The sequence below is a fragment of the Actinoplanes sp. NPDC049598 genome (assembly GCF_040675435.1).
Classification (GTDB): Bacteria; Actinomycetota; Actinomycetes; order Mycobacteriales; family Micromonosporaceae; genus Actinoplanes.
In genome coordinates, this window is sequence record NZ_JBFAOX010000002.1 from 363,746 (window position 1) to 380,702 (window position 16,957).

The window sequence follows — 16,957 nt, forward strand, 5'->3', positions numbered from 1 at the left end:
GCTACTGCTCATAGGTGGAGAGGAAGGTGCGCAGCCGGCCGACGGCGTCGTCGAGCACGTCCGTGGCGGCCAGGAAGACCAGGCGCAGGTGGTCCGGTGTGCCGAGGTTGAAGCCGGTGCCGTGGGAGACCAGGAGGTGCTGCTGCTCCAGGAGGTCGATCACCAGCCGCTCGTCGTCGTGGATCTTGTGAACCTCGGGGTCGAGACGGGCGAACAGGTAGAGCGCCCCGGCCGGCTTGACGCAGTCCACGCCGGGGATCGAGACGAGCTCTTTCCAGGCGTGGTCGCGCTGCTCCAGCAGGCGCCCACCGGGGCGGATCAGCTCCTCGATGCTCTGGTAGCCGCCGAGCGCGGTCTGGATGGCGTGCTGGGCCGGCACGCTGGGGCAGATCCGCATGTTGGCCAGCAGTTGCAGGCCGTCCAGGTAATCGGAGTCGGCGCCGGTGAAACCGCTGGTCGCGAGCCACCCGGAACGGAAACCGGCGGCCCGGTGGGTCTTGGAGAGCCCGCCCATGCTGACCACCGGCACGTCCGGGGCGAGGGCGGCCAGCGTGTGGTGCCGGGCCCCGTCGTACACGATCTTGTCGTAGATCTCGTCGGTGAAGATCAGCAGCCCGTGCCGCCGGGCCAGCTCGACGATGCCGAGCAGGGTCTGCTCCGAGTAGACCGCCCCGGTCGGGTTGTTCGGGTTGATCACCACGATGGCCCGGGTCCGCTCGGTGATCAGCGACGCCATGTGCTCCAGATCGGGTGCCCAGCCCGCCGACTCGTCGCAGCGGTAGTGCATCGCGCGGCCGCTGCACAGGTTCACCGCGCCGGTCCAGAGCGGATAGTCCGGGCTCGGCACGAGCACCTCGTCACCGGTGTCCAGCAGCGCCTGGAGCACCATCATGATCAGTTCGGAGACCCCGTTGCCGAGCAGCACGTCGTCCGGCTGCACGCTGGTCACGCCGAGGCTCTGGTAGTGCTGGGCGACCGCGACGCGGGCCGAGTAGACGCCTCGCGCGTCGCTGTACCCCTGAGCGGCCACGATGTTCTGCACGACGTCGGCCACGATCGGCTCCGGGGTGGCCAGCCCCCACGGCGCCGGATTGCCGATGTTCAGCTTGAGGATCCGGTGCCCGGCAGCCTCCAGCTCCTGCGCCCGGCGCAGCACCGGGCCGCGGATGTCGTACCGGACACTCTTCAGCCGCTGCGCCTGCCGCATCGGACCCCCTCCGCGAAACGTCGTGTCCCGACGATCTTAGGGGCCGCTCCCTCCCGGCGACCGGCATCACGGTCGCCGGGAGGGAGCGGGCCGGCGTCCTAACGCAGGCCGAAGGCGCGGATCACCGTCTGGGTCACCTGGCCGGTGACGGTCGCCCGCACGCTGACGTAACTCGCCGATCGTGGGGCGTCGAGCCTGCCCCGCGACGTGCGCCACGTACGGCCGTCGTCAAAGGAGACCTCGACCTTCACCGCCGTACGCAACGGCGTGCCGTCGAGACGGCTCGCGGTCACGGCCAGCGCCGCCTGACGGGCGGCCCGGCCGGCCAGGTCGGTCGCCACGGCGTAGTCGAGCTGGGTGAGCTCGAGCGGCTCGATCTCCACGTCCTGGTCCGGGTCGACGGCGGGGGCGACGAACGACCACTCCGTCCTGGTCTTCGTGCTGTACGGCGTCTCGGTGCCGTCGTTGGCCGTCTCGGTGACCAGCCGCAGCGGCACGGCGCCGTAGCCGATCACGGCGTCCAGTCCGTCCCCGTCGACCCGGGCCAGCTCGGTGCCGCCCTGGTAGAGCGCGGTGGTCTGGGTCAGGCCGGCGTACAGGACGCCCTGGTGGTGCGGGTCGCCGTCGCCGAAGGCGGGCAGGCCGAACGAGACGACCAGCTCGCCGATGCGCGACGGCGGCATGTACGTGCCCTGCGCGAACAACCGCGGCCGCCCGACCGGGGCGAACCAGGCGACCTTCGTGGTGCGGCCGGCCGGGTAGGAACGGGCGTCGGAGTAGGTGGTGCGGTTCTCCGAGCCGGCCTGCTCGGCCCAGGTGCCGGCCGAGACCCAGTCGGTCCGGTGGCCCTGCAACGGGATCACCAGCGACGGGCCGTACAGGTAGGAGCCGGGGCGGTCCGGTCGCACGTCACCGCGGGCCATCCGGCCGGTGCCGGGCCGCAGACCTCGGAAGTCCTGCTCGACGCGGGCCAGGTCGCGCGGCCGGGGCTGCCAGCTCAGGGTGGCCGGCACGGATCCGTCGTACCAGCGGCTGAGGTCGTAGAGGTAGCGGGCGACGGGGTGCGACTCGACGGTGATGTCGCCCTTTCCGATCCGGGCGATGAGCTGCTCCCCCTCGTCCGGCGCGAGACCGGCGACGGGCAGCGGGGTGACCGGGTCGCCCACCTCCCACCACGCGTCGAGGCGGCCCCGGCCGGTGTTGACGATCAGCAGCAGCGTGGCGCCGGCCGCGGCGGCCGCGGCGGCCTGCGCGATGGAGGTGTCGACGCCGGCGTAGCGTACGACCGCGACCTTGCCCTTGGCCCGGGCGAAGGACTCGCCGGGCCGGACGAGCACGACCCGGCCGCGGCGGAGGCCCTCGGGCAGCTGCGGCGAGCCGGACTGGATCAGCAGGTCGTCGAACTGCTTGCCACCGACGTTGACCGACAGCGGCGGCTGCACGGCGCTCCAGCGGGTGCCGAAGGTGAACGAGCCCTGGGTGACCTTCTTGCCGGTCGGATTGGCCCAGATGCTGTCGTACTGCGGGCCCACGGTGTAGTCGTCGCCGAACGGGAAACGGTCCGGGTAGGAACGGAACAGGTCGACCCGCAGCTGGGCCATGCTGGTGCGCTCGGGCGTGGTGGCCCGGGCCGGCACGAGCCTGGCGCCGTCGAGGGTGAGCGTGCGGGCGGCGCTCAGCACCACCTCGGGGGCGACCAGCACGGCGCGGCCCAGCGAGCGGGGCCCGCGGAGGCCCGGCACGTCGGCGTAGAACCACAACGACCAGGTGCTGGTGGGCAGGCGCATCGTCACCGAGCCGGTGGCTTCCACCTCGTACGCCCGGGGTGTGGTGTTGTTCTTGACGTCCTTGATGATGAGCAGCCCGGCCAGTGGCCTGCCGTCGGGGCCCTTGGTGTTGACCGTCAGGTCGGCCCGCTCGCCCTCACGGTTGACGCCGACGGTCGTGCGCACCGTCTGATCGCCGCCGGTCGCCGTGACCGAGCCGATGGCGTACGTGTCGTCGGGCATCGCGTCCAGCGGCGCGACCACCTTGGCCGTGGCGGCGCCGTGGGCGGGAACCGTGACCTGCTTCTGCGGCAGGGTGAAGGCGGTGCTGGACGAGGTGAGGCCGAGCGTGACCGCGCGGTCGCCCAGGTTCGTGTAGGTGATGGTCTGCTCGGCCCGCTGACCGGGCGAGTACGGGTACGTCAGCGCGGCGAACGTCGTGCCGGTGGCGAACAGCGTGCCGTGCACCGCGGCCACGGTGTCAACGCGGCCGGCCCCGCCGAACTCGATCGGCGAGCGCGGAGTGGCCCGGGAGGTGCTCATCAGCGCGTCCTTGAGCCGCGCGCCGGTCCAGTCCGGGTGCTCCGCGGCGAGCAGCGCGGCCGCGCCGGCGACGTGCGGCGTGGCCATCGAGGTGCCGCTCATCGTCTGGTACGGGCCCTCGCCCTCCGGGGCGTACTGCGAACGGGCGGCCAGGATGTCCACGCCCGGCCCGCTGATGTCCGGCTTCGGGGCGTTGTCCTCGGCCCGCGGGCCACGGCTGGAGAAGACCGCGAGCCGGTCCTGGCTGTCGACCGCGCCCACGGTGAGGGCGTCGTCGGCCGCGCCGGGCGCGCTGACTGTCTGGGCGTCGGGGCCGCTGTTGCCGGCCGCGATGACGAACAGCGCACCGGTCTGTTCACTGAGCCGGTTGACGGCGACGCTGAGCGGGTCGGTGCCGTCGCTCGGGCCGCCACCCAGGCTCATGCTGACGACCTTGGCCTTGGCCGTGCGGGCGGCCCATTCCATGCCGCCGATGATCCAGGAGTCCTGGCCCTCGCCGGCGTCGTTGAGCACCTTGCCGATGTGCAGCTCGGCCCCGGGCGCGACACCCCGCTCCTCACCCGCGGAGGCGGCGCCGGTGCCGGCGATGGTCGAGGCGACGTGGGTGCCGTGGCCGTGCCGGTCGGTGACCTCCTCGCCCGGCACGAAGCTGGCGGTCTCGGCGATCCGCCCGGCCAGGTCCGGGTGCCCGGTGTCGACGCCGGTGTCGAGGACGGCGACGTCCACCCCCTGACCGGTGTCGCCGCCGGCCCAGACCTGCGGGGCGCCGATCTGGGCGACGCTGTCGGCGAGGGTGGCCCGGGCCTTGCCGTCGAGCCAGACCCGCTTCATCGAGGTGCCCTTGCGGGCAGCCGCCAACGTGCCGAAGAAGTCGGCGGTCCGGTCGTGGGCGACGGTGACCGCGGCGCCGCCGATGCTGGCCAGGGTCCGCACCGGGGTGACGCCGGCCGGCTGTTTGCCGGTGGGGGCGACGCCGCCGGCGTACTCGACGATCAGGGGTGTGGCGTCGGTGTGCGCGTCGTCGTAACCGTCGGCGATGAGCTTGGTGACGTTGAACAGGTCCTCGTCGAGCAGACCCGATGCCACGTACGGCATGGCGGCGTCGGGATAGGCGTACGTCTCACCGCCGTACGTGCTGATCCGGACACCGCCCCGGGCCCGGGCGACGCTGACCGACGTGCCGGTGACGGTGAGCCGGTCGCCGGTGATGAGGGTGACGGACGTCGCCCGCCCCGGGGGCGCGGCGACGGGAGCCGGCGCGGGGTGACCGGCCGGCGCCGTCGCCAGGGCGGCGGTCGTGACGACCGCCAGGAATGAGTGGAACAAAGCGCAACTCCTGTGGATCGAGGGGTTGCGGTGAAGCATGTGGATATTTGGTTACGCCGTCGTGAGAAATCGCCTGACCACAAAGCGACATGACACCTGTGCGTCAGAGCCGCGGTTTCAGCCAGCCCAGGTAGAGGCCCTTTCCGACGGCGGCCGTCCCGCCGATGAAGCTCTCCTCGGCCAGCGCGAGGAAGTCGGCGGCCGCGTCCGGATCGTCGACCACCAGGACGCCACCCGGCCGGAGCACGCGAGCCGGGTGCGGCCACCAGCCGGCGTACCGGGTGTGCTCCGCGTCCAGGAAGAGCAGGTCGATCTCGGCGTCGGCCCGCCCGGCCAGGTAGGCGCCGCCGTCGGCGATGACCCGCTCGACCGAGACGCCGGCCGCGGACAGGTTGCCGGCCACACCGGGCCACTCCTCGACGTCGACCGTGGTCACGTGACCGCCGGTGTCGCGGGCGCCCTGAGCGAGCCAGATGGCCGACCAGCCGTTCCCGGTTCCGATCTCGACGACGTCCCGCGCCCTGGCGATCCGGACCACCGTGGCCAGCAGCTCGGCGGTGGCCGGGTCCAGGTTGCTCAGGTGACGACGGCGGTCCGGTTCGGCCGCGTCGTGCTCGGCGCCACGGCGGTAGAGGTCGTCCAAAAAGGAATTCACGGCGATACCGTACCGGGATGGATGCCGCGCAGATCGCCGCCCTGTACGACCTCGGTCGCGCCCGCGCGTTGTCGGACGGGCCGGTGGCGCGCGGCCGGCAGGGTGAGGTGTGGCGGCTCGACACGTCGGACGGGCGCTGGGCGGTCAAGGTGCCCTTCCACGACGCCGGCGAGGGTGGGGCGGCCTTCCAGGAGGCCGCATGCGCCGCGGGTGTCCCCGCGCCGGTCGTCCGCCGCACGACCGACGGCGCGGTCGTGGCTCGGGTCGGCGGGCGGACGGTCCGGGTGTACTCCTGGGTCGAGCTCGGGCGGCCCGACGCCATGGTGGACCCGGAGCTGGTCGGGGCGACGGTGGCCGCGATCCACCGGGTTGTCCTGCCCGCGGCCGGGCCGGTCGAGCCATGGCATACGGCCCCGGTCGGCGCCGACCGGTGGGACGAGCTGATCGGGTCGCTGCGGGCGGCGGGCGCACCGTTCGCGGACCGGCTGGCATCCTTGCGGGACGAGTTGGTGGCGCTCGAGGGATGGCTCCGGCCGCCGTCGGCGCTGCGGATGTGCCATCGCGACCTGTGGGCCGACAACGTGCTCCCGGCGCCGGGTGGTGGGTTGTGCGTCATCGACTGGGAGAACAGCGGGCCGGCGGAGCCGCTTCAAGAGCTTGCCTGCGTGCTGTACGAGTTCGGGCGCACCGACACCGGGCGGGCGCGGGCGTTGATCTCCGCCTACGAGGCGGCGGGCGGGACGGCCCGGTTGACCCGGCCCGCGGACTTCTCGATGCTGATCGCTCAGCTCGGGCACATCGCCGAGACGGCCGCCGCGGACTGGCTGGCGCCCAACGTCCGCAACCCCGACCGGTCCGGCGCGGCGGAGTGGATCGGCGAGATGCTGGACGATCCGCACACCCGCGGGCAGCTTCAACTCCTGCTGCGCGCGATCCGGCCCCACGGCTTGTAGACCGACAGCACGGTGGCCACGCTCAGCGCGGTCAGCGAGACCGTCGGCGGGAAGATGAGGCTGCTCGTGTCGAGGCCCTCCTCGTAGGCGCGGATCTCCGGCATCATCGGCCGCAGCAGGACCAGGATCAACGTGCACAGAACCAGGTTCAGTACGAGTTTCACGGCGACCCACCAGTAGCGGACCAGGCCCCACTTCGTCTCCAGGCCGAGCAGGACGCCGGTGATCAGGCAGATCAGGGCCGAGGTCAGCATCGGCCAGATCACGAAGGTGCCCAGCGCCCGGTAGGCCAGCGCCCGGCTGTCCCCCTCCTGGACAGCGCCGGCGCCGACCAGCACGGCGACCATGACGTCGACGCCGATCCAGATCCCCCCGGAGAGGATGTGCAACAGCAACCAGAGTTTGCGTCTTCGCACCATGCGGTCCAGCTTGTGGCTTTCGGCGAGCCGTCACGTCCGTCGCGCGGCGGCTTCCGGCATACGACAGCGAACGTACGACCCTGGGTTGATGTGCACCCCGGCCACATGCGGCAGGGTGGACGCATGTCGAGGATCCAGCGCCTGCGAGACGTGGCCGTTCCGGTCGCGTTGCTGGTCATCGGGCTGGTCACATTGCCGCTGCTGCACGGCTTCTCCGGTTCTTTCACTCCGATCGGCCCGCTGGCCGCCGCGTTGGTCGTCATAGCGGCCACGGTCACCGCGCTGCGCCGCCGCTGGCCCGGGCCGGCGCTGATCGCCGCCGCCGCCGCCACCTCGGCCTACCTGATCAGCGGCTATCCCTATGGGCCGATCCTGATCTCGTTCGGCGTCGGCGTCTATTCCGTGGCCCGCCTCCTGCCGCTGCGCCCCGCCGTCCTGTGGTCGTCGGCCGCGCTGGCCATCATGCTGGTCCACACGGTCACCGGGCCGCTGGGCCTGGCCGGGCTGGCGCCGGGCGCGGCCTGGGTGATCGTGCCGTTCACGGTCGGCGCGGCCCGCCGGCTGGTGGTGGAGGCGCAGGTCCGCGAGCGGGCCGCGACCGAGCGGCGGATCGCCGACGCCGAGCGGCTGCGCCTGTCGCAAGAAGTGCACGACGTGGTCGGCCATGGACTGGCCGCGATCCAGATGCAGGCCGACATCGCGCTGCACCTGCGCGACACCCGTCCCGAGATGGCCCACGAGGCGCTGACCGCGATCAGCGCCGCCAGCTACGAGGCCCTCGAGGAGCTGCGCGCGACCCTGGCCGGCGTGCCGCCCTCGCCCGGCTTGTCCGGGGTGGAGGAGCTGTGCGCCCGCATCCGCACCGCCGGCGTCTCGGTGACCCTGACCGTCTCCGGCGCGCCCGCCCCGCTGTCCCCGGCCGCCGACGTGGCGGCCTACCGCGTGCTGCAGGAGTCGCTGACCAACGTCGTCAAACACGCCTCCGAGCGCCGCGCCACAGTGACCATCCACCACACCCCCGAAGCCGTCGACCTGCACGTCACCAACCCGGCCCTGCCCGTGCCCCACCACGACGGCTTCGGCCTGACCGGCATGCGCCGCCGCGTCGCCCAGCTGGGCGGCCACCTGACCGCCGCCCCGTCACCCCCAGGCACCTTCACCGTCCACGCCACCCTCCCCTCCGGCGCCGACCCCACCCCACCGCCGCCTGTCCTCTCCCCCACCGTCCGGCAGTCGTCCCCCACCCCACCGCCGCCTCCGCTGTCCCCCGCCACCCGGCCGCCGACCCCCGGTGACGCGCCCCCCGCATCACCGCGGCCTCCGGCGTCCCCCGCCCCACCGCAGCCTTTGGCGTCCCCCGCCGCTCACGAGCCGCTCCCCTGCGACACGCCCTTTGCCCCGCCGCAGCCTCTGGCGTCCCCCGCCGTCGGGGAGGCGCCAGCCTGCGACGCGTCCCCTGCCTCATCGCCTCCTCTGGTGTCTCCTGCCGTTCGGGAGGCGTCGTGATCTCTGTGCTCATCGCCGACGATCAGGATCTGGTGCGGCTCGGGTTGCGGGCGCTGTTCGAGAGCTCGGACGGCTTCACGGTCGCCGGGGAGGCCGCGGACGGGCTGGCCGCGGTCGGCGAGGCCCGGCGCACCGGCCCCGACGTGGTGCTGATGGACATCCGGATGCCCGGCATCGACGGCCTCGAGGCGACCCGCCGCATCGTCGGCGACCCGGCGCTGCCCGCCACCCGGGTGATCGTCCTGACCACGTTCGAGCGCGACGAGTACGTCTTCGACGCGCTGCGCTTCGGGGCCAGCGGCTTCCTGCTCAAGAACACCAAACCGGCCGCCCTGCTCGACGCCGTCCGCACGGTGGTCGACGGCGGCGCGCTGCTGGCCCCGTCGGTCACCAAGACCCTGATCCGCGAGTTCACCGACCGCGAGATCCGCCCGACCTCACCCCACCCGCAGCTCGACCGCCTCACCGACCGCGAACGCGAGATCGTCACCCTGGTCGCCCGCGGCCTCAACAACCAGGAGATCGCCGAACACCTGGTCGTCAGCCCCGCCACCGCCCGCACCCACGTGAGCCGCTCCATGATCAAGCTGGGCGCCCGCGACCGCGCTCAGCTGGTCGTCTTCGCCTACCAGTCCGGCCTCGCCTGACGCCCGGCCGAACTGCCCGGCCAAGCCGCCCGGCCGCCGGATCGCCGGCATTCGGCTCAGTCGCCGGGGGCGGTGACCCAGCGGCCGTCGGAGTCGACGGTGATGCGGTAGGAGCCCTGCACGCCGCCCTCGAAGTCGACCAGGCACTGGTAGGCGCCGGCGCCCTGGGAGTCCACCGACGCCGCCACGCGGGTCGCGTCGGTCGCCTTCAGCACCTTGCCGTCGTCGTTGGTCACCTTGGCCTGCGCCACGATCGGCTCCTGCAGCCATTGCGGGGTGATCGGGTCGCTCGCGTTGACGAACGCGAGCACGCTGACGATGACGCCCACAAGCCACGTGACGCCGAGCGTCACACCGAAGGCGACCCAGTAGCGGGTGCTGGAAACACCCACCGCGGCGGCCTTCTTCGCCTTGGACAGGGCGATGAACGCCCCGAGCGCCCCGATGACCGCAGTCCCGACGATGACCCAGCCGAGCCCGGGCGGCTTCCCGACCGACATCACCGAGCGGTAGCCCTGCCGCGGATAGCCCCCGGCATAGCCCGGCCGCCCGGCCGGCTGCGAGTATCCGGGATACCCCGGCGGCGGGTAGCCGCCCGGCAACGCACCCGCCGTTGCGTAACCAACTTGAGGCGCACTCAACTCCGGATAGCCAACCTGCGACACACCCGCCGCTGCGTAACCAACCTGCGAGGCACTTGAACCCGGGTGGCCGACCTGGGAGGCAACCGAGCTCGTATATCCGAACTGCGACACGCCCGACTCCGGGTAGCCGATCGGCGACACACCCGCCGCCTCACCGAGCTGCGGCGTACCCGCTGCGGTGAAGCAGGCCTGCGACGCACTTGACCTTGGATGGCCGAGTTGTGGCGTGTTCGGCTGGGCAATGTCCGAGCTCGGATACCTCGGCTCGGGCGGCCCTTCCTCGGCATGACCGCGGGCCCATCCGCCTGGCTCGGGGCTTGGATATCGGTGCTCGGGGACGCCCGCATACGACGCGCCCGGCTGCGGGTAGGGCGACCGGTAGTCGTGGGCCGTTGGATCCGGGGCCGGCGCCGCTGAGGGTGGCACGTAGCCGTACGACGGGAGGCCTGAGGGCGGGGCCTGACCCCACGGGTCGCCGGGCTGTGGTTCGGCTGTCATGGCTTCCGTCCCCGAGGTGAGCTGCTCCGTCGGCGCAACTGATCGGATACGGGATCGGCAGCTGAGGGTTCCGGCGCGGGTCAGGACAGGTGGATCGGGTTGACCAGGTCGGCGGTGACGGTCAGGAGCATGACGGCGCCGCCGAGGATGACGGCGGCCATCGTCACAGGGAGCAGCCGGGTGTAGTCGACGGGGCCGGCGGCGGTGCGGCCGCGCAGGCGGCGGATGGTGTCGCGGATGCGCTCGTACCAGGCGACGGCGATGTGGCCGCCGTCGAGCGGGAGCAGCGGCAGCAGGTTGAAGACGGCCATGAACAGGTTGAGGCTGGCCAGCAACAGGACGAAGACCTCCCACAGGCCGCGCTGGACCGCCTCCCCGCCCAGGCGGCTCGCGCCGACCATGCTGATCGGGGTGTCGGGGTGCCGTTCGGCGCCGCCGATGGCCTCGATCACCGACGGGAGGCGTTGCGGGAAGGAGGCCAACTGCCCGGCCGTACGGGTGATGAGGTCCCCGGTGAAGGCGAGCGTGGCCCCGGTCGCGGCGAGCGCGTCGTACGTCAGGTACGCCGGCGGCGGCTGCGCCGTCGCGCCGATCATGCCGACCTCGCCGGCCGCCGTCGTCACCCGCGCGACGTCGACCGAAAGGGTCAGCGCCTCGCCGCCCCGTCGCACGCTGACCGTCGTCGGCCCGCTCGCGGCCCGAACGGCGCCCAGCACGTCACTCCACAGCGGGGTGGGCGTGCCCCCGACCGCGACGATCCGGTCCCCCGCCCGCAGTCCCGCCGCCGCAGCCGGGCACGACTGCGCGCCACCGCCAGGCTGGGTGGGGGTGAAGCAGCTGGTCGAGGCCACGATCGGCTCGTCGACCGGGTCGAGGTTGGGCAGGCCGCTGCTGATCGCCATGGTGTAGAGGACGGCGAGGGCGATCAGTACGTGCACGACCGAGCCGGAGGCCATGACGACCGTTCGCTTCCAGGTCGGGAAGCGCCACATCGCCCGCGGCCGTTCCTCATTGGTCAGCTCGTCGAGCGCGGTCAGGCCCGCGATGTCGCAGAAACCGCCGATCGGGAGGGCCTTCACCCCGTACTGCGTCTCGCCCCTCCGGAAGGAGAAGACCGTGGGGCCGCGGCCGACGAAGAAGCGGCGCACCTTCATGCCGAACACGCGCGCGGTCACCATGTGCCCGGCTTCGTGCAGCGCGACCGAGACGGTCAGCGCAAGCAGGAACAGCACCACTCCGACGAGGTAAGCCGCCATGCGCGGCATCCTACGAGGCCCAGGCACGCCCGAGCCGGGGAAGGGCGCGCCTCGGCGGGAGGAAGCTTCAGCCGGCTGGGCGGGCGGTGCTGCTGCGTACGACCAGGCGCGGGGTCTCGGTCTGTACGCTGCGCCGCGACGCCGGGTCGGCGATGGCCTCCAGCAGGGTGGTCGCCACCTGGGCGCCCAGGGCGTGGGTGTCGCGGGACAGGCAGGTCAGGGCCGGGTGGACGATGCGGGTCAGCACCGAGTCGTCGAAGGAGACGATGGACAGCTGTCGGGGCACCTCGATGCCCATCTCCAGGGCCACGCCGAGCCCGGCCGCGGCCATGAGGTCGCTGTCGTAGACGATCGCGGTCGGGCGGTCGGCCCGGGACAGCAGCGCCCGGGTCGCCGCGGCGCCTTGCGCGTCGCTGAAGTCGGTCGGGACCGACTCGCCCGCGTGCAGGCCGCGGGCCTCGACCTGTGAGTGCAGGGCGGCGGCGCGGCGGGCGGTGTGCTGGTAGACCGGCGGGCCGGCCACGTGGGCGATGCGCCGGTGGTCGAGCGCGGCCAGGTAGTCGACGATCGTGGTCATCGCCTCGGCGTCGTCGGCCCAGACGCTGGGCAGTTGGTCGGGTTCGCCGGGCAGGCCGAGCGTCACCGCGGGCAGGCCGAGCTCGCGAACGACGGCTATGCGGGGGTCGTCGAGCTGCAGGTCGACCAGCACCAGGCCGTCGACGCGGTGCTCGGACGCCCAGTGCCGGTAGAGGTCGATCTCGGCGGGAGTGTCGCGGACGAGCTGCATCTGCACGGCCGAGGAGCGGGCGGACAGCACGTCCTGCATGCCGTACAGGATCTGGGTGTAGAACTGCTCGGAGCCCAGGGTGCGCGGGTCGCGGGCGAGCACGAGCCCGACGACGCCGGCCTGGGCGCCGCCGAGGGCCCGGGCCGCCCGGTGCGGCCGCCAGTTCATCTCGCGGGCGGCCTCGAGGATGCGGGCGCGGGTCTGCTCGCTGACGCCGGGCCGCCCGTTGAGCGCGAACGACACGGCGCCCGGTGACACCCCGACGCGCTTGGCGATGTCCGCGATGGTCGGCCTGATTCCCACGGCGCGCACGCTACCCCAGCTATAGCGATTTAGCCAGTTAAACCGAGCAAAACAAAATGAACAGCAGCTGTTGACTATAGCGCTTTAGTTCCACACGATGATGTTTCGCCGACGTTTCCGGCTCAGGAGCTTTCATCATGCGAATCGCCAAAGCAGCCGTCGCCACCGTGGCGGCTCTGTCCCTCGGACTGACCGCCGCCTGTGGTGGCGGCGACGGTGACGACGCCAAGAGCGACGCCATCACCGGCAGCATCACGCTGCAGACCTGGGCTCTGACGCCCAAGTTCACCGACTACCTCAACGAGGTCATCGCCGGCTTCCAGTCGAAGTACCCCGGCACCAGCGTCAAGCTGCTCGACCAGCCGGGCGACGGCTACTCGGAGAAGGTGCTGGCCCAGGCCTCCTCCAACTCCCTGCCGGACGTCATCAACCTGCCGCCGGACTTCGCGCTGCCGCTGGCCCGCCAGGACCTGCTGACCGACGTCAGCAAGGACAACGACCTGACCAAGACGTACGTGCAGGGCGCGGTCGACGCGTACAAGTTCACCGGCCTGGACGGTGTCTACGGCTACCCCTGGTACCTCAACACCGATCTGGACTACTGGAACGCCCAGCAGTTCACCAAGTGCGGGCTCGACGCCGACAAGCCGCCGGCCACCACGCAGGAGCTGTTCACGCAGGCCGCGACCATGAAGTCGAAGTGCCCCGAGGACTTCCTGATGAGCCGCAAGCCGGACGTCTCCGACTTCGTCCGGGCCGGCATCAAGATCACCGCCGACGACGGCAAGAGCTTCGTCTTCAACACCGACCAGGCGGCGGCGCTGGTCGACCAGTACCGCGACGCGTACGCCAAGGGCTACATGCCGCCGAGCGTGCTCAACAGCGACTACCAGGGCAACTCGAAGCTGTTCACCCAGGGCAAGGTGGCCTGGACGACCGGCGGCGCGACCGGGCTGGCCGACTTCGAGAAGGACAACCCGAGCCTCAAGGGCCACATCGCGGTCAGCAAGGCGCTCGACACTCCCCCGCTGTACGTGCAGGGCATCAGCGTCTCGGCCAAGAGCAAGCACCCGGCCACGGCCAAGGCGTTCGCCGAGTGGATCACCAACGCCGACAACCAGAACAAGTTCGGCCACATCGTCAACGTCTTCCCGTCGACGATCTCGTCGGCCTCGGACGACTACTTCGGCAAGGACGACGGCACGCCCGGCGGCAAGGCCCGGGCGCTCGCCTTCGCCGAGCTCAAGGACGCCAAGAACCTCATCCCGTACGAGGTCAACTCCGACATGCAGACGCTGCTCGACCAGCAGATCGCGCTGGCGGTCAAGGGCGACGAGACGAGCAAGAAGGCGCTCGACGACGCCGTGGCCCGGATGAACCAGCTGCTGAGCAAGCAGTGACAGCCGGTGGCGGCCGGCGGGTCCCCCCGATAGCGCCGGCCGCCACCCCAAGGAGACCTTTGTGAAGACACACCGTTGGTTCACGCCGTGGGTGCTCACCCTGCCGGCCCTGGCCTTTCTGCTGGTGTTCAGCGTCTGGCCCTCCATCAACACCCTGCGGCTCTCGTTCACCGACGCCAAGCCGCTGGGCGGTGACACCGACTTCGTCGGCGTCGAGAACTACACCGAGCTGCTGCACGACAGCCAGGTCTGGACCGCCCTGCTCAACAGTGCGATCTACATGGCGATCTGCCTGCCGCTGCTGACCGTCCTGCCGCTGCTGCTGGCCGTTCTGGTCGAGCGCAAGCTGCCGTTCATCGCCTTCTTCCGGACCGCCTTCTACGTGCCCGTCATCGCCAGCGCGGTGGTGGTCGGCCTGATGTGGACCTGGTTGCTCGACGACCGCGGCCTGATCAACAACCTGGCCGAGTGGCTGCACGTCATTCAGGGACCGGTGCCGTTTCTGACCGACCGCTGGCTGGTGCTGATCAGCGCGATCAGCCTGACCGTCTGGAAGGGGCTCGGCTACTACATGATCGTCTATCTGGCCGCGCTCGGTAACGTCCGCAAGGACCTGCACGAGGCCGCGGCGATCGACGGCGCCGGGCCGGTGCGCCGCTTCCTGACGGTCACGGTCCCGGGCGTACGGGGGACCATGTTCCTCGTGGCCGTCCTGGTCAGCGTCGCCGCGTTGCGCGTGTTCTCCGAGCTGTACATCCTGACCGGCGGCAAGGGCGGCCCGGGCGGCCAGGACCAGTCGCTGGTCATGCTCATCCAGCAGTACGCGGGCGGTTTCTACGGCAACCTCGGGTACGCCTCCGCGCTGAGCGTGCTGCTGTTCGTCGTCACCGTGGTCCCGATGGTGGTCCTCGCGCGCCTGAACAACCGGGGTGAATCGTGAAGAAGATCGGCGAGCCCTCGACCGGCGAGAAGGTCCTGCGCTACGTCCTTCTCCTGGTGGTCCTGCTCATCACGGTGGGCCCGTTCCTGTGGCAGCTGTCCACCTCGCTCAAGGGCGCCGGCGAGGACATCTACACGTCCACCCCGAGCTTCATCCCGCGCGAGCCCACGCTGAACAACTACTCGCAGGTGGCCGACGCCATCCCGGTCTGGCGCTACATCTCCAACTCGCTGCTGGTGGCCCTGCTGACCGTGGGCGGCAACATCCTGTTCGCCACCGCCGCCGGCTACGCGATCGCCCGGCTGCGCTTCCGCGGCCGCAAGATCGTGCTCGGGCTGTTCCTGGGCACGCTCATCCTGCCCGGCGAGGTCACGATCATCTCCCAGTACGTGACCGTACGGGACTTCGGCCTGGCCGACTCGCTGATCGGGGTGGCCCTGCCCGGCATGGTGGCCGCGCTCAACGTGCTGCTGATGTTCAACGCGTTCCGCTCGCTGCCGCAGGAGATCGACGAGGCGGCGATCGTCGACGGCGCCACCGTCCCGCAACGGCTGCTGCGGGTCTCGCTGCCGGCCGTGCGCGGAACGCTCGCGGTGGTCGCCATCTTCTCGTTCATCCAGGCCTGGGACGACTTCCTGTGGCCGCTGATCGTGCTGACCTCGCCCGAGAAGTACACGCTGACGGTGGGCCTGCAGTACCTGTCCGGCACGTTCACCCAGGACCAGCGGCTGATCGCGGCCGGCACGATGATCGCCTTCATCCCGATCGCGATCCTGTTCAGCGCGCTTCAGCGCTACTTCTTCAAGGGTGTCGAGGAGGGCGGCGTCAAGGGCTGACCACCGGTTTCCGCCATGATCACTCGACGAGAAAGCGCACCATGAGATTCGGCGTCAACTACACCCCCTCGGCCGGCTGGTTCCACTCCTGGCTCGACTTCGATCCCCGCGCGGTGAGGAGGGACCTCGAGGCGATCGCCGGGCTCGGCGTGGACCACATCCGCCTCATGCCGCTGTGGCCGCACGTGCAGCCCAACCGTGGCCTGATCCGCCCGCGCGCGCTCGAGGACGTGGTCACCGTCGTCGACGTCGCCGCCGAGTGCGGCCTGGACGTCAACGTCGACGGCCTGCAGGGCCACCTGTCCAGCTTCGACTTCGTGCCGGCCTGGCTGTCGAGCTGGCACCGGCGCAACATGTTCACCGACCCCGACGTGGTCACCTCGACCGCGCACTACCTGCGCCGGCTGACCGCAGCCGTGGCGGATCGGCCGAACCTGCTCGGCGTGACCATCGGCAACGAGGTGAACCAGTTCGCCGCGGCGCCGCACCCGTTCCCGCACCCGGTGACCGAGGAGGGCGCCGGGGTGTGGCTGTCCCGCCTGACGGCGGCCATCCGGGACGAGGTCCGCGGTTCCGCGCTGGTCACCCACGCCATGTACGACGCCGCCTGGTACGACGACACCCAGCCGTTCGGGCCCGCGCACGCGGTGGCCCACGGCGACGAGACGGTCGTGCACTCGTGGGTCTTCAACGGGGCCGCGCAGACCCACGGCGGGATGGGCGCGGGATCCGTACGGCATGCCGAGTACTTGTGCCGTCTGGCCGCGGCCTGGCACACCGACGCGGCCCGGCCGGTATGGCTGCAGGAGGTGGGCGCGCCGACCAACGTGGTGGCCGAGCAGGACGCCCCGGACTTCCTCGAGGCCACCCTGCGGCACGTCGCGCGGATCCCCGAACTGTCCGGCATCACCTGGTGGTGCTCGCACGACGTCTCGCGCGACCTGCTCGACTTCCCCGAGCTCGAGTACGACCTCGGCCTGATCGCCAGCGACGGCCGGGTCAAGCCGACCGGTGAGCGGTTCGCGACGACGATCGAACAGATCCGCAAGCAATCTCACACGGTGGAACAATCCGTGGCGCTGGTGCTCGACGACACCGAGCCGGGCTACCGTGCGGCATCCGGGCCCACCCGCGAGTTCTACCGCTCCTGGCTGGAGCTCGCGGGCGACGGCGCCGGCCCGCAGATCGTCCTCGCGTCCCGGGCCGGCGACACCGGCCTGCTCACCGCCCGGGGCATCACCGACCTCCGCCGTCCCACCGAAAGGCGCTGA

Annotated in this window: 14 protein-coding genes; 7 read left to right on the top strand and 7 right to left on the bottom strand. The window is 71.5% G+C overall.

The genetic code is table 11. The features are described from left to right. Position 1: 1 nt before the first annotated feature. The 3 genes from AB0J66_RS07540 to AB0J66_RS07550 all read right to left on the bottom strand — a co-directional run bounded on the left by AB0J66_RS07540 (position 2) and on the right by AB0J66_RS07550 (position 5,497). Complete coding sequence (locus AB0J66_RS07540) at positions 2-1,207, bottom strand: pyridoxal phosphate-dependent aminotransferase (RefSeq protein ID WP_364656847.1); 1,206 nt, start codon at positions 1,205-1,207, stop codon at positions 2-4. 98 nt (positions 1,208-1,305) lie between these two features. Beyond that, complete coding sequence (locus AB0J66_RS07545) at positions 1,306-4,842, bottom strand: S8 family serine peptidase (RefSeq protein WP_364656849.1); 3,537 nt, start codon at positions 4,840-4,842, stop codon at positions 1,306-1,308. A gap of 103 nt (positions 4,843-4,945) precedes the next feature. After that, positions 4,946-5,497, bottom strand: coding sequence for a class I SAM-dependent methyltransferase (locus AB0J66_RS07550; protein ID WP_364656852.1), 552 nt, complete (start codon positions 5,495-5,497; stop codon positions 4,946-4,948). 17 nt (positions 5,498-5,514) lie between these two features. Here AB0J66_RS07550 and AB0J66_RS07555 point away from each other — a divergent pair, with 17 nt between their 5' ends. Continuing rightward, entirely contained in the window at positions 5,515-6,450 is a 936-nt protein-coding gene (locus tag AB0J66_RS07555) for a phosphotransferase (protein ID WP_364656853.1), read from the top strand. Here AB0J66_RS07555 and AB0J66_RS07560 read toward each other — a convergent pair. Next, positions 6,411-6,869, bottom strand: a complete 459-nt coding sequence (locus AB0J66_RS07560; protein ID WP_364656856.1) for a hypothetical protein — start codon at positions 6,867-6,869, stop codon at positions 6,411-6,413. The genes AB0J66_RS07555 and AB0J66_RS07560 overlap by 40 nt on opposite strands. A gap of 123 nt (positions 6,870-6,992) precedes the next feature. Here AB0J66_RS07560 and AB0J66_RS07565 point away from each other — a divergent pair, with 123 nt between their 5' ends. Both AB0J66_RS07565 and AB0J66_RS07570 read left to right on the top strand, forming a co-directional pair. Continuing rightward, positions 6,993-8,375 (top strand): sensor histidine kinase, encoded by a 1,383-nt coding sequence (locus AB0J66_RS07565; RefSeq protein WP_364656859.1) that lies wholly within the window; start codon positions 6,993-6,995, stop codon positions 8,373-8,375. Next, positions 8,372-9,022 (top strand): response regulator transcription factor, encoded by a 651-nt coding sequence (locus tag AB0J66_RS07570; protein WP_364656861.1) that lies wholly within the window; start codon positions 8,372-8,374, stop codon positions 9,020-9,022. Before AB0J66_RS07565 ends, AB0J66_RS07570 begins: the two co-directional genes overlap by 4 nt. A 56-nt stretch (positions 9,023-9,078) precedes the next feature. Here the strand turns inward: AB0J66_RS07570 and AB0J66_RS07575 are convergent, their stop codons facing one another. From AB0J66_RS07575 to AB0J66_RS07585, 3 genes are all read right to left on the bottom strand, one after another. Then, positions 9,079-9,522: a hypothetical protein gene (locus AB0J66_RS07575; protein ID WP_364656864.1), complete on the bottom strand. Its 444-nt coding sequence runs from the start codon at positions 9,520-9,522 to the stop codon at positions 9,079-9,081. 722 nt (positions 9,523-10,244) lie between these two features. Then, a complete protein-coding gene (locus tag AB0J66_RS07580) occupies positions 10,245-11,420 on the bottom strand; it encodes a site-2 protease family protein (RefSeq protein ID WP_364656866.1) in 1,176 nt (391 codons plus the stop codon). 67 nt (positions 11,421-11,487) lie between these two features. After that, positions 11,488-12,510: a LacI family DNA-binding transcriptional regulator gene (locus tag AB0J66_RS07585; protein WP_364656869.1), complete on the bottom strand. Its 1,023-nt coding sequence runs from the start codon at positions 12,508-12,510 to the stop codon at positions 11,488-11,490. 137 nt (positions 12,511-12,647) lie between these two features. Here AB0J66_RS07585 and AB0J66_RS07590 point away from each other — a divergent pair, with 137 nt between their 5' ends. The 4 genes from AB0J66_RS07590 (at position 12,648) to AB0J66_RS07605 (ending at position 16,957) form a co-directional block, all read left to right on the top strand. After that, on the top strand, positions 12,648-13,910 hold the full coding sequence (locus tag AB0J66_RS07590; RefSeq protein WP_364656871.1) for an extracellular solute-binding protein: 1,263 nt from the start codon (positions 12,648-12,650) through the stop codon (positions 13,908-13,910). Between the two features lie 61 nt (positions 13,911-13,971). After that, a complete protein-coding gene (locus AB0J66_RS07595) occupies positions 13,972-14,850 on the top strand; it encodes a sugar ABC transporter permease (protein WP_364656874.1) in 879 nt (292 codons plus the stop codon). Continuing rightward, positions 14,847-15,686 carry a carbohydrate ABC transporter permease gene (locus AB0J66_RS07600; RefSeq protein WP_364656876.1) on the top strand — a complete coding sequence of 280 codons (840 nt, stop codon included), beginning with the start codon at positions 14,847-14,849 and terminating at the stop codon, positions 15,684-15,686. The genes AB0J66_RS07595 and AB0J66_RS07600 overlap by 4 nt, the downstream gene beginning before the upstream one ends. 41 nt (positions 15,687-15,727) lie before the next feature. Beyond that, complete coding sequence (locus AB0J66_RS07605; protein WP_364656878.1) at positions 15,728-16,957, top strand: glycosyl hydrolase; 1,230 nt, start codon at positions 15,728-15,730, stop codon at positions 16,955-16,957.